The sequence below is a fragment of the Myxococcus sp. MH1 genome, from assembly GCF_059738865.1.
Map to the genome: position 1 here is coordinate 7,088,326 of NZ_AP026947.1, position 12,519 is coordinate 7,100,844.

Sequence of the window (12,519 nt, forward strand, 5' to 3'; positions counted from 1 at the left end):
CGCTCGTCCGGCCGGACTCCGTCCCTTCGAGCAGCCAACCACCCGTCATCGCAAGCTCCCACCCGTTCCCGTGTGCCCTGGAGTGGTGGAGGACCCGAGGTCCCCACCCACGGGAATCGCCGGGCTATCACGTCATGGGGCCCTGGAGGGCCGCAATCTTCGGGGGCGCGGGGGCCGGGCCGTTTTGCGGATGGGGGAGGATGCCGGGAATGGTGCGAGCGAGGTAGAGTGCGGTGCCATGCTCCACCCTCCCGTGACTCGGCGTGCATGGCGCACTGCCCTCGTACTCGTCTCCAGTCTGGCCATCGCCTGTGGCGACGACCCGCCACCGCCCACGCCGGATCCGCCGCAGGTGGCCCTGACGGTTCCCCAGGGCAACGTCGCGGGCACCAGCCTCAAGCTCATCGCGACCATCGCCGGCTGCGAGAAGGTCAACACGCTCAACCTCTACGACCGGACCACCTTCCTCAAGGCGTTCCCCTCGGGCGGTGGCACCACCAACTTCGAGCTCCTGGCGTCGGACATCCCGTACGCCAACCCGCTGGTGGGGCTCGCCGCGAGCCTGTCCCTCACCGCCGAGGTGGTGTGCGACGACGGCCGCAAGAACACGTCCCTGCCCCAGCCGGCCACGTTCTTCCCGGTCTCCCGCGCCAACGATGATCCGCAGGGCCTGCAGGTCTACGCCATGCCGCTGGCCATCGACGGCTCGGGCTCCACGGCGACGTTCCTGAGCTGCGCCAAGACGACCACGGGCGGCATCGAGACCATGTACCGGCACAACGCCTCGGGTGGCGCCGCCGGGACGCTGCAGGCCCCGACGCTCTGCAACGCGTCCACCGTCATCACGCCCCGCAACGCGCAGAGCGGCAAGCGCTGGGTCTACACGCCCGGGTACGGCGCGTTCGCCATCGACCGCGACTTCAAGATGACGGCGCGCACGCCGGTGGACCTGGAGGTCAACGACCTGGTCGTCTTCCCCAACGGCGACGCGTTGATCCGCTCCGTCCAGGGCCTCATCTACCGCATCACCCACGACACCCAGGACGGCCTGAAGATCGGCGTCACGCGCTGGGAGTACCAGCGGGAGATCTCCGTGGGCACCCCCGTCGGCCAGTTGTTGATCCGCGGGGATGGCCGCGTGCTCTTCGCCAGCCACATCGAGTACAGCGAGAACCGCGCGGACATCATCGTCGAGGAGCTGGACGGCGGCACGGACTCGGCGGGCGGGACGCTGCAGGCCACGCACATCATCCGGCAGCTCTTCACGTCGAACACCGCCACGCCGCGCCCGGTGGGGCAGTTCAGCAGCGACGGCAGCATCCTCTACCTGGGCTTCGCGCTGCCCGAGGACAAGTCCCAGGTCCTCGCCTGTGTCGCGAACCTGGAGGGCTGCGAGGGCAACGCGTCGAAGTGGGCCACGGGCGTGCTCACCGGAAAGGTGCAGCAGATTGCCACCTACGCCAACGGCAGCCGGGTGGCCGCGGCGACCACGCAGCGCGTGTGGCTGCTGGATTCGAACACCGGCACCATCCGCAACCGGGAGCTGCGCTCGGTGGACGCCAACGGCGCGCTCCACGTGAAGTACCTGCTGCCGGCGAACCCGACCTCGGACCTGTTCTTCCTGAACGCCCCCGCGGCCCAGGGTTCGACGGCCACGCTTCCCGTGGAGCTGGTGGGTGTGGACCAGACGCTGGGGAGCTCGGCCGAGGGCCGTGAGCTCTTCCGCTACCAGGTCTCCGTGTCCATGGGCGCGGCCTTCGACGACAGCGGCCGGCTCTGGATGCGCACCAACCAGAAGCTGCTCGAGCTGCAGACGTCGTCGCAGTACCGCAGCGCCCGGCCGTAGCCGAAGGCCACCGGGAAGGGCGAGCCCTCCGCCGCCCTTCCCTCCGTGCCGCGTCAGGGCCGCTCGGCGACGAGCAGCGCCTCCACGTTGCCCGCCGGCCCTGGCACCGGCGAATCCATGACGCCACGCACGGTCAGCCCCTGCTCGCGCACGAAGGCCGTCACGGTGTCGATGGCGTCCTGCCGCGCGGCGGCGTCCCGCACCACGCCTCCCTTGCCGACGCGGTCCGGGCCCACCTCGAACTGGGGCTTCACCAGCGCGGCCAGGACACCGCCCGGCTCCAGGAAGGGCAGCACCGAGGGAAGCACCTGGGTGAGCGAGATGAAGCTCACGTCGATGACGACGACGCCGACCTTCTCCGGCAGGTCCTCCTCCGTCAGGTAGCGCGCGTTGACACGCTCACGGGAGCGCACGCGCGGGTCCTTGCGGAGCTTCTCGTGGAGCTGGCCGTAGCCCACGTCGATGGCGTGCACCCGCACCGCGCCATGCTGGAGCAGGCAGTCGGTGAAGCCGCCCGTGCTCGCGCCGATGTCCGCGCCCACCTTGCCGCGAACATCCAGGCCGAAGTGGTCGATGGCGCCCTTGAGCTTGAGCCCACCGCGCGAGACGTACGGGAGCACCTCACCCTTGAGGCGCAGCTCCGCCTCCACGGGGATGAGGGAGCCGGGCTTGTCCACGCGCTGGTCATCCACGACGACCTGGCCCGCGAGGATGAGCGCCTGGGCCTTGGTACGCGACTCCGCCAGCCCCCGCTCCACCACCAGCACGTCCACCCGCTCCTTGCGAGGCTTCATCGTCATGTGCCCTCCAGGAGCGCCCGGCCCGCGCGTCGCAAGCCCTCCGCGTCCAGCCCCAGCTCCGCGCGCTGCACCCGCGCATCGCCATGGGGGACGAATACGTCCGGCATGCCCACGAGCCGCACGCGCTGGGACACGCCCTTCTCGGCGAGCAGCTCCAACACCGCGCTCCCCAGCCCTCCGCGCACCGTGCCCTCCTCCGCCACCACCAGCGGCCCCTGACGCGCGGCCTCCAGGAGCGCGCCCTCATCCAGCGGCGACAGCTCCCGCGCGTCGAGCACGTTCCATCGCGGCTCGTGTCGCGCCGCCTCGAGCGCGGGGAGCGCCAACGGCCCCAGCGTCACCAGCGTCAGCTCCGGCTGCTTCGCTCGCACGAGCCACCGGGCGCCCTGGACCGGCGCCTCGCCCACGTGCACCTCGGGAGGCAGCGCAGGCAGCGTGCCGCGAGGGAAGCGGAGCACGGAGGGCAGCGGCGAGGCGAGCGCGGTCCGCAGCATGGGCGCGAAGTCCTCGCCCACCACGGGGGACCACAGCCGGAGCCCGGGCAGCGGGCGCAGTGAGGACACGTCGTAGGTGCCCTGGTGCGTGGCCCCATCGGCGCCGACGAGCCCCGCGCGGTCCACCGCGAAGACGACGGGCAGGCCCGGAAGACACACGTCGTGGATGATCTGGTCGTACGCGCGCTGAAGGAACGTGGAGTAGATGCAGCACACGGGACGCGCGCCCGCGGCGGCGAGCCCCGCGCAGAACGTCACCGCGTGCGGCTCGGCGATGCCCACGTCGTGCACGCGGTCCGGGAAGCGGGCCTTGAGCGCGTTGAGCGCCGAGCCCTCCAGCATCGCGGGCGTCACCGCGACGACGCGGGAGTCACGCGCCATCGCGTCCTCCAGCGCCGAGGCCAAGGCCTCGCTGTACGTGCGATGCCCTCCGCGCGAGCGCACCAGCTTGCCGTCGCGCCACTCGTAGGGGCCCATCGCGTGCCCACGCGTCTGGGCATCCGCCTCGGCCGGAGGAAATCCCTTCCCCTTGAGCGTCAGCGCGTGCACCACCACGGGGCGCATGGACGCGCGCGCCTCGCGCAGCGCGTGGGTCAGCGCACCCAGGTCGTGCCCATCCACGGGACCCAGGTACGTGAAGCCCAGTCCCTGGAAGAAGTCCCGCGCGCCGCGCGTGCGCAGGAGCGAGGGAACGGCGCCCACGTTCGCGCTGATGGACATCTGGTTGTCGTTGAGCACCACCACGAGCGGCAGGTGGCTGCCTCCCGCGTTGTTGAGCCCCTCGAACGTCAAGCCGCCGGTGAGCCCGCCATCCCCGAGCACCGCCACCACGTGGCCCCGGTGCCCCAGCATCCTCCGCCCCTCAAGCACCCCCAGCGCCGCCGACACCGCGGTGCAGGAGTGTCCCGCGAGCAGCGCGTCATGCGGGCTCTCGCGCGGGTCCAGGAAGGGCGCCACACCGCCGGCCTGCCGCAGCGTGTGCATCTGCTCGCGCCGACCCGTGAGCAGCTTGTGCGCGTACGTCTGGTGCCCCACGTCGAAGAGAATCGCGTCCGTGGGCGAGTGGAAGACCCGGTGCAGCGCGACGATGAGCTCCACCGCGCCCAGCGAGGCGCCCAGGTGGCCGCCCACGCGGCCGCAGATGGAGATGATCTCCTCCCGGAGCTCCGTGCACAGCTGCGGCAGCTCCGCTTCGGGAAGCGCCCGCAGGTCCGTCGGCGAGGCGATGCGGCTCAGGACCTCCGCCGTCAAAGCTTCCGCTCCACCACGTACCGCGCGAGCGCCGCCAGGGGCCCATCCTCACCCTCGAGCGGCCGCACCGCCTCCACCGCCAGCCGCACCTGCTCGTCGGCCAGACGGCGCGACTCCTCCAGGCCCACCACGGCCGGGAAGGTGAAGCGTCCCGCGTCGGCGTCCGCGCCCACGGGCTTGCCCAGCTGCTCCCGCGTCGACGTCACGTCCAGCACGTCGTCGGCGATCTGGAACGCCAGACCCACCGCGTCGCCGTACATCTGCGCGCGCACGAGCGCCTCCGCATCGCCTCCACCCGCGAGCACGCCCATGCGGCACGCCGCGCGAATGAGCGCGCCCGTCTTGAGCCGGTGCATGCGCACCAGGTAGTCCAGGTTCGCGGGTCGGTCCTCGGCGGTGTCCAGCACCTGGCCGCCCACCATGCCCGCGGCGCCCGACGCCACCGCCAGCTCGCGGCACAGCGCGCCCCGCACGGGCTCCGGCCCGTCGGCGAGCAGTCCGAAGGCATCCGTCAGCAGGCTGTCGCCCGCGAGGATGGCCATCGCCTCACCGTAGACCTTGTGGTTCGTCGGCCGGCCGCGACGGAAGTCGTCGTCGTCCATGGCCGGCAGGTCGTCATGCACCAGCGAGTACGTGTGCACGAACTCCAGCGAGCACGCCGCGTCCGCCGCCAGCGCCGACACGAGCGAGGCTTGCGCCACGGTGTCCGCGAAGGTGAGGCAGAGCACGGGCCGCAGCCGCTTGCCGCCCGCGAGCAGCGAGTAGCGCATGGACTCCACCAACCGGGGAGGAGCCCCCGAGGAGGCGAGCCGGTCCGCGCGCTCGAGCAACAGCGACTCCACCCGCGCCTGCTGGGTCCGCAGGAAGGCATCCAGGTCGAACTGAGCCATGAATCGATACTCCTCTGCTGGATGAGCGCTAGGGCGCGGCCGGGGTCACCAGCTCACGGATGCGTCGGACGAGCTTGTCCGTATCCAGCGGCTTGACGAAATAGTCCGCGGCGCCGACCTCGCGACCGCGCTTCTTGTCCTCCGAGTCCCCACGCCCGCTGATGAAGATGATGGGGATGTCCCGGAAGTGCTCGTTCTTCTTCACCGCCTTGCACAGCTCGAAGCCGTCGATCCAGGACATGTTCACGTCCAGGAGGATGGCCTGCGGCCGGTGCAGCTGCAGCGACGCGATGAGCCGCAGCCCGTTGGCCGCCAGCGTCACCTCGAAGCCCTCGTCCTCCAGGGCCGCCGCGAGCAGCTCCCGCGTGTCGCGGTCATCGTCGACGATGGTGATCTTCGGCTTCGACATGCCCGAGCGCGCGTCCCGCACGACCTAGAACGGGACGTCATCCTCGGGTGGAGGTCGCGGTGCGGGCGCCCGGGGGGCCGCCGCCTGCGCCGGAGGTCGGGCCGCCACCGACAGCGGCGCCACCACGTCGTTGCCATCCTCGTCCTGGAGGAGCTGCTCGATTCGCTGCTCCGCCTCGGTGAGCAGCTTCTCACCCCGACGTACCAGCCGGATGCCCTCCTCGAACGCCTTGAGCGAATCCTCCAGCGACAGGTTGCCGCTCTCCAGCCGGCCCACCGTCTCCTCGAGACGGCTCACGACGTCCCCGTACTGACCGGGAACCTCGGCCTCACCTGCCTTGTCCGCCTTGGACGCCTTGTCCGCCTTCGCCACAGCCTTCCACCTCCCCGTTCGGGGCGCGGGACTCTAGAGGGTGGCCCGTTAGCAGTCCACCGGCCCTTTTACCGATGTCACGGTGGCTTCGACTTCTTCACACCCGCCGAGTGTCCTCGCGCCATTCGCCGCGAGCTTGATGCCCAGCTTCTCCCCCACCTCGACATCCGCGACGGAGCGCACCACGCCCCCGTCGCGCTGACGGAACACCACCGAATAGCCGCGTGACATCACCTTCAACGGGCTCATCGCGTCCAGTCGTCCCTCCAGACGCTGGAAACGCCGCTGCGCGTCCGCCAGCGTCCCCTGCTGCAGCGCTCGCAGCCGTGCCTGGTGCGCGGCCAGACGGGCGCGCTCCTTCGCCACGAGCGCCACCGGCGAGGCCCGCTCCAGCCCCAGCCGCGCCGCGGACAGCGAAGCCTGCCGCGTCGCCACGCCCGCGCGCGCCGCCTCCGCCAGCCGCATGGCCAGCTTCAACAGGTGCGCGCGCTGCTCGCCCAGCCGCGCCTGCGGGCGCGCGCGCTGCAGCCGCTCCGTCAGCGCGCGCAGCGAGTCCCGCCGCTCGCGCACCGCGGGCCGCAGCACCCGCATCATCGCCTCCACCTGCTCGGACAGGTGCAGCCGCTGGTGGTTGAGGGCCCGCCGCGGGTCCTCCAGGCGCGAGGCGAGCTGTCCCTGACGCTCGCGCAGCTCCAACACCCGGCGCTCCGTGGCCCGCCGCAGCCGCCCGGCCTGCGTCGCGAGCGACAGCTCCAGGTCCGCCAGCACCGGCGCCAGCCGCTCCGCCGCCGCGCTGGGCGTGGCCGCGCGCCAGTCCGCCACGAAGTCGGCGATGGTGAAGTCGATTTCGTGACCGATGGCGGACACCACCGGCACGGGCGAGGCGAAGATGGCGCGCGCCACCTCCTCCTCGTTGAACGTCCAGAGGTCCTCCACCGAACCTCCGCCGCGCGTCACCACGATGACGTCCACGTCGGAGCGGGAGAGCCGCGCGATCGCCCGCGCCACCTCGGCCGCGGAGCCCTCCCCCTGCACGCGCGCGTCCGCGAGCAGCACGCTCAACCGCGGGTTGCGCGAGTGGAGCACGCGCAGGAAGTCCTGGAGCGCGGCGCCCGTGCGGCTCGTCACCACGCCGATGCGCCGGGGAAGGAAGGGCAACGGCCGGGGCGCCCGCACGCGGCGGTCGCCGATGAGGCCCTCCGCCGCGAGCCGCGCCTTGAGCTGCTCGAAGGCCAGCGCCAGCGCGCCCTCGCCCACCGGCTCCAGCCGCGTGACGATGAGGCTGTAGCGGCCCTGCGGCTCGTACAGGTCGACGCTGCCCTCGGCCAGCACCTCCATGCCGTCGCGCAGCGCGAAGCGCATCCGCCCCGCCATCGACGCCCAGACCTTCGCGTCGATGGAGGCGACGGTGTCCTTCAGCGAGAAGTACCAGTGGCCCCGCGCGTTCGCCCCGCGAAAGCCCGTCACCTCACCGCGCACGATGACGCGCGCGAAGCGGGACTCAATCGTCTGCTTGAGCTGCCGCGTGAGCTCTCCCACGGAGAGCACCGAGCGCTCGGGCTTCGGAGGCGCCGAGGGAGCGCCCTCCAACGGACCCAACAGCCCGGTGCCGTCCGCGTCCACAGGAGGAGGAGGCGGCGCCTTGCGCGGCAGCGCCACCACCTTGGGCACGGCGGCCACGGCGGGCTCCACCGGCGCGAGCGTCCCGAACAAGTCCCCCTGGAATCCCGACGCGGCGGACGGCGGAACCTCGCCGCCCGCGCCCTTGCGCTTCTTCATCGCGAGAGCTTCTCGACCCAGGTCTTCGCCTTGTCGTGGTACTCGTCGTCCGGGGGCGTCATCGCCACCACGTCCTTGAACTTCGGCAGCGCGTCCTCGGGGTTGCCGTCCTTCATCGCGTAGGCCAGGAAGTACAGCTCCTTCGCCTTCGCCTTCAGCTCGCTGATGATGTTGGACGCGCCCGCGTGGCCCGGGTCCGCCTGCAGCGCGCGGCGCGCGTACTCCATGGCGCGCGCCCACTGGCCGGCGGCCTTCGCGCCCGTGGCGCTCTTGTAGAAGATGGTCGCCGCGCGGGTGCCCGCGTTGCGCGCCATCTTGCTCGTGCGCCCGTCGGTGATGTCCTTGTCCAGCGCCATCAGCTTCGTCAGGCCCTTGGCGTCCAGGTCCTCCAGCCGCTTGTACAGGTTGCTGAACTCCGACATCTGCCCGAGCAGCTTCTTGCACTGCGGCGCCTTCGACATGCAGGCGTTGAGGATGGCCACCGCGCCGGACATGTCGCCGTCGACGAAGCGCTGCACCGCGGGCTCCCACGGCTTGGGCGCGGGTCCGACGATGACGGGCCTGGGCGCGTCACGCACGGCGATGGCCTGCACCGCCTGCTCGTTGATGAGCTTGGCGTCGCGGTGGTCCGGGTACGCCTTGAGCACGTCGTCGGTGATGAACTTGGCCTGGTCCAGCTGGTTGGTGTCCAGCGCCTTGCGCGCCTCCACCGAGCGCTTGTCGGCCAGGTCCTTCAGCTCGCGCTTGGCGGCGTTCACCTGCTCGTAGAGGAACTGGCTCTCGCCGGCCTTCGCGAGCGCGGCGGCGGCGTTGCCCAGCTCGTTCTTGATGATGGCGGCGCGCGCCTCCGTCAGCCGCTCCTGGATGGGAATCTCGCGCTGGGCGTGGTCGAGGTAGTCCTTCACGCCGGGGTAGTCAGGCGCCGCGGCGGCCAGCTCCTCGAGCTTGGCCTTGGCCTCCACCCACTTGCCCTCGCGCACCAGGTTCTTGGCGTCCTGGAAGACGGTGCTCAGCTCCTTGCGGACGGCCTCCTGCTGGCCCTTCTGCAGGAGCAGCTGCTCGTTCTGCTTCGCCACCTGCACGCGCGCGACCACGAGGCCACCGAGCAGCAGCACCACCACGCCGCCGCCGATGAGCATCATCTTCTTCTTCTTCGCCAGGACCTCCGGGTCAGGAGGCGCCATGGCCGACGAGCGCGCGCTGCGCACACGTCCACCCTCCACGCGCGGAGGCGGACGCGCGGGGACTCCGCCTCGGCCCGCGGCGCTCGAGGGACGGCTGCGCGACGGCGGCGCGGCCACCATCATGGTGGAGTTGGCCACGTCCTCGAAGCGCAGCTCCGTGTCGCCCAGGGTGATGATGTCCCCGGTGGCCAGGGGCGTCTCGTCGCCAATGGCCTCGCCGTTGACGAGCGTGCCGTTGCCGGACCCCAGATCACTCACCGTCCAGCCACCGCCCGACTTGCGCACCATGACGTGCTTGCGCGACACGGAGGTGTCCGGGATGCAGATGGGGTTGTCCGTGGCGCGGCCGATGACGTACTCGCCGTCCTCCAGGGAGAACTCCTCACCCGCCTTGGGTCCCGCGATGCAGACGAGCCGGGGCGACGCCGCCACGGGCGCGGGCCGAGCAGCGGCCGGAGACGACCTGCGGGTGGCGGGGCGAGCTCCGGTCCCGCCCGAGGGCGTCCCGGAAGGAGGCCTGCGACGAGCAGGAGGGGAACCGTTCGACATGACCAATCACCGACTTCCTGAAAAGAGCACGAGAGCTACAGCTCGTGCTCGAACGCCTTTTCCTTGGCCAGATTGTGGCAGCGATGCTCTGTCGTAGGGAAGCGCCTGCTGACTTCCTGCAAAGCCGCCCGGGCCTTCTTCGCGCTGCGGAACTGCACACTGCGTTGGAATTCGAGCATGAGCTGGGCACATTGGTGGTCCAGCTCGGAGGAGACCTGGGAAAGCTGATACCGGACGTCCTCGTACAGCTCCGGCCGCGTGTCCAGGGCCTCCAGGGTAATCCAGGCGAAGCGGAACTGCTGCCAGGCCCGGAACAGGTTCTCCGCCCCCACCCCCTTCGAGTCGAAGAAACGCCGGCCCGTGGAGGCATATTCGCGCGCCTGCTCCAAAAGCTGCTCGGGCGGCAATTCCGGCACGGGGATGATTTCCAGCCGCAGGTTCCACACCCGCCACGTCTCGTTGCCCGGGGGGTTGCGGACGTTGTCGAAGGCGAAGGTGTTGACGACGCCGCGCTTGAGGGCGCTGGCGGGGAGGATGTGCTCCAGCTCCCGCTCGGCGGTGGTGGTGGTATCCGGTGGCACCCAGCCCAGGTTCACCCCGTTGAGCACCAGGGCGACCTCCTCCTTGGACACGCCGCTGGCCTGGTAGTGCAGCAGGGCCACCGCGCGGGTGGGCGCGACGAACTGGAACTCGAAGGACTTCTGGTCCGGGTGCTCCCAGCGCACCCCCTCCCCCAGCCCGAACGAGTCCGTCACGGCCTCCAGGCCCAGGCTCGAGGGCTCCGCGCGAGCGCCGCCCAGGCCCACCCCTCCGGGCAGGAACACGGCGGCGAGCCCCACCGACACGCCCCCCAGCACCAGGAGCAGCACCGCGCCCGTCAGCAGCTTGCGGGGCAGGGACAGCCCGCGCCACCCGAGCACCAACTGCCCTCCCCGGCTCCGCGACAGCGCCCGTCGCTCGCGCGCACGGTCCGCGGCGGTGGCCCCGGGAGCGGACGCGCTCTTGGCGACGACGGGAGGGGGCGCGAGCGTCGGCGCGTCCTCCACGCCAGGGGCGAGCGCGGCGACGGGCTTCGCGAGCCGGACGATGGGTCGGGTGGAGTCCTCGTCCGCGGGACTCTCCAGCAGCCCCACCGCCGCGAGCGTGGGCAGCGCCAGCTCCGTGCGCTCCTCCGGGATGGACTCCTCCAGCAACCCCGGAGGCATGGCGGTGGCGATGGGCGGCGACACCGCGGCCAGGAGCACGTCGGTGCGCTCCTCCACCGGCGGCGCCAGGGGCACGCCCAGCAGGGCGGGTGAGAGGGTCAGCTGCACCTCGGTGCGCTCCTCGACGGGGAGCACCGGGGGCATGGCGGCGCGGGCGGGAGGGAGGACCTCGGTGTGCTCCTCGCGTGGGAGCACGGGGGGCGGCAGGGGCCGCGAGGTGAGGACCGGCACCATCACCACCGGCGCCAGGTTCAGCTCGGTGCGGTCCTCCTGCGGCGGCGCTGGAGGGGGCACCAACACCGGGGGCACCGGCGGCACGGAGGGGCGCTTCGAGGCGGTCGGCGCCGGCTCGGACAGGGACGCGAGCGACGGCAGGATGGGGAGCGGCGCCGCGGGGGCCACGAGCGGACGCTTGCCGCTGGGCGGGTTCGACGAGGACGGCGCCACGGGAGCGACGGCGGGGAGCTCTCCGGTGGGCAGGTACTCCTGGTCCGGCTGCTCCAGCACCACCGAGGGCTGCGGGGGCGCGCGGCGGATGGGCCGCGTGGCGTCCACGTCCCCATCCGGCGGCACCCACAGGAAGGTGAACTCCACCGGCCCCACGCCGATGCGGTCCCCGTCGCGCAGCAGCTGCTCGCCCTTCAGCAGGTTGCCGTTGAGCACCGTGCCGTTGGAGCTGCCGTTGTCCTCGGCGTAGTACTGCCCGGCACGCAGGACGATGCGAGCGTGCTGCCGGGAGACGCCGTGGTCATGCAACACCACGTCGTTCTCCGAGGTGCGGCCGATCTTGACCTCGGCCTGCTCGAAGACGAGCTCGCGTCCTTCCTGGAGCCCCTTCGTGATGGAGAGGAGAATCGGCAGAGGACTTCCCCCTACGCGAGCTCACCGAAGAAGAACTGGAACACGATGGGTCCGAAGAGGACCATGAACACGGTCGGGAAGATGCAGGCGATGAGCGGGAAGAGCATCTTCACCGGCGCCTCGCCGGCCAGCTTCTCCGCGCGCTGCGTGCGGTCGATGCGCATCTGCGTGGACTGGATGCGCAGCACCTTGCCCAGGCTCGTACCCATCTTGTCCGCCTGGATGAGCGCCGTGACGAACGTCGTCAGCGACGGCAGGTCCACGCGCACAATCATGCTCTTGAGGGCCTCTTCACGCGTCTTGCCCATCTTCAGCTGCTTGAGCACCAGTTGCAGCTCCTCGCGCAGCGGGCCCGCCTTGCCCTTCTCCACCACCTTCGCCAGCGCCGCGGTGAAGTCCAGACCGGCCTCCACGGACAGCGTCAGGAGGTCCAGGTTGTAGGGCAGCGCGCGGCTGATGAGCAGGTGGCGCTTCTTCACCTGGTCGTTCAGCCACAGGAGCGGGTAGTACATGCCGAACAGCAGGAACAGCAGCGACCAGACCAGGTTCTGGCCCAGGCCGTTGAGCATGAACAGGCCCATCAACAGGCCGACGACGGCGCTGACTTCCTGCAGCGCCATCATGTCCTCGGGCTTGTAGCCCTGGGGCTCACCGGCCTTGATGAGGTTGCGGCGCGACTTCGCCTCGTAGCTGGGCCAGATGAACCGGCGGTTCATGGCACCCAGCCGGCGGATGGCCACCGAGCCGAAGCCCTTCATGCCGCCCTGGGACTCGTCGCGCACCTCCGACAGGAAGCGCTCCAGGAGCACCTGGTACAGACCGATTCCGAGGAAGCCCACCGCGCCTGCGAAGAGCAGCGCCGAGCTTCCGACCAACACT

10 protein-coding genes are annotated in these 12,519 nt (G+C 71.2%); 1 reads left to right on the plus strand and 9 read right to left on the minus strand.

Translation table 11 applies throughout. The annotated features are described in order from the left end of the window. The first annotated feature begins 238 nt into the window (after positions 1-238). The gene (locus AC6JA9_RS27540) at positions 239-1,846 is read left to right on the plus strand and encodes a hypothetical protein (protein WP_223785393.1); all 1,608 of its coding nucleotides are present in this window, start codon (positions 239-241) and stop codon (positions 1,844-1,846) included. Between the two features lie 53 nt (positions 1,847-1,899). On the opposite strand, the gene AC6JA9_RS27545 is transcribed toward AC6JA9_RS27540, so the two are convergent. From AC6JA9_RS27545 to AC6JA9_RS27585, 9 genes are read right to left on the minus strand one after another with little or no spacing between them, the layout of a single operon-like run. Next, positions 1,900-2,640 (minus strand): TlyA family RNA methyltransferase, encoded by a 741-nt coding sequence (locus tag AC6JA9_RS27545; protein ID WP_141324772.1) that lies wholly within the window; start codon positions 2,638-2,640, stop codon positions 1,900-1,902. A 2-nt stretch (positions 2,641-2,642) separates the two neighbouring features. Then, the gene (locus AC6JA9_RS27550; protein ID WP_408889904.1) at positions 2,643-4,391 is read right to left on the minus strand and encodes a 1-deoxy-D-xylulose-5-phosphate synthase; all 1,749 of its coding nucleotides are present in this window, start codon (positions 4,389-4,391) and stop codon (positions 2,643-2,645) included. After that, positions 4,388-5,281: a polyprenyl synthetase family protein gene (locus AC6JA9_RS27555; RefSeq protein ID WP_223751670.1), complete on the minus strand. Its 894-nt coding sequence runs from the start codon at positions 5,279-5,281 to the stop codon at positions 4,388-4,390. The genes AC6JA9_RS27550 and AC6JA9_RS27555 overlap by 4 nt, the downstream gene beginning before the upstream one ends. Before the next feature lie 28 nt (positions 5,282-5,309). Continuing rightward, on the minus strand, positions 5,310-5,690 hold the full coding sequence (locus AC6JA9_RS27560; protein ID WP_141324765.1) for a response regulator: 381 nt from the start codon (positions 5,688-5,690) through the stop codon (positions 5,310-5,312). 24 nt (positions 5,691-5,714) lie between these two features. Further along, a complete protein-coding gene (xseB, locus tag AC6JA9_RS27565; protein WP_046714739.1) occupies positions 5,715-6,062 on the minus strand; it encodes an exodeoxyribonuclease VII small subunit in 348 nt (115 codons plus the stop codon). Between the two features lie 48 nt (positions 6,063-6,110). Further along, a complete protein-coding gene (gene xseA, locus AC6JA9_RS27570) occupies positions 6,111-7,841 on the minus strand; it encodes an exodeoxyribonuclease VII large subunit (protein ID WP_497958088.1) in 1,731 nt (576 codons plus the stop codon). After that, positions 7,838-9,574: an FHA domain-containing protein gene (locus tag AC6JA9_RS27575; protein ID WP_223751673.1), complete on the minus strand. Its 1,737-nt coding sequence runs from the start codon at positions 9,572-9,574 to the stop codon at positions 7,838-7,840. Before AC6JA9_RS27575 ends, xseA begins: the two co-directional genes overlap by 4 nt. A 35-nt stretch (positions 9,575-9,609) precedes the next feature. After that, the gene (locus AC6JA9_RS27580) at positions 9,610-11,640 is read right to left on the minus strand and encodes an FHA domain-containing protein (RefSeq protein ID WP_473571196.1); all 2,031 of its coding nucleotides are present in this window, start codon (positions 11,638-11,640) and stop codon (positions 9,610-9,612) included. An 11-nt stretch (positions 11,641-11,651) separates the two neighbouring features. Then, on the minus strand, positions 11,652-12,518 hold the full coding sequence (locus AC6JA9_RS27585) for a type II secretion system F family protein (protein ID WP_223751674.1): 867 nt from the start codon (positions 12,516-12,518) through the stop codon (positions 11,652-11,654). Between the last annotated feature and the right edge of the window lies 1 nt (position 12,519).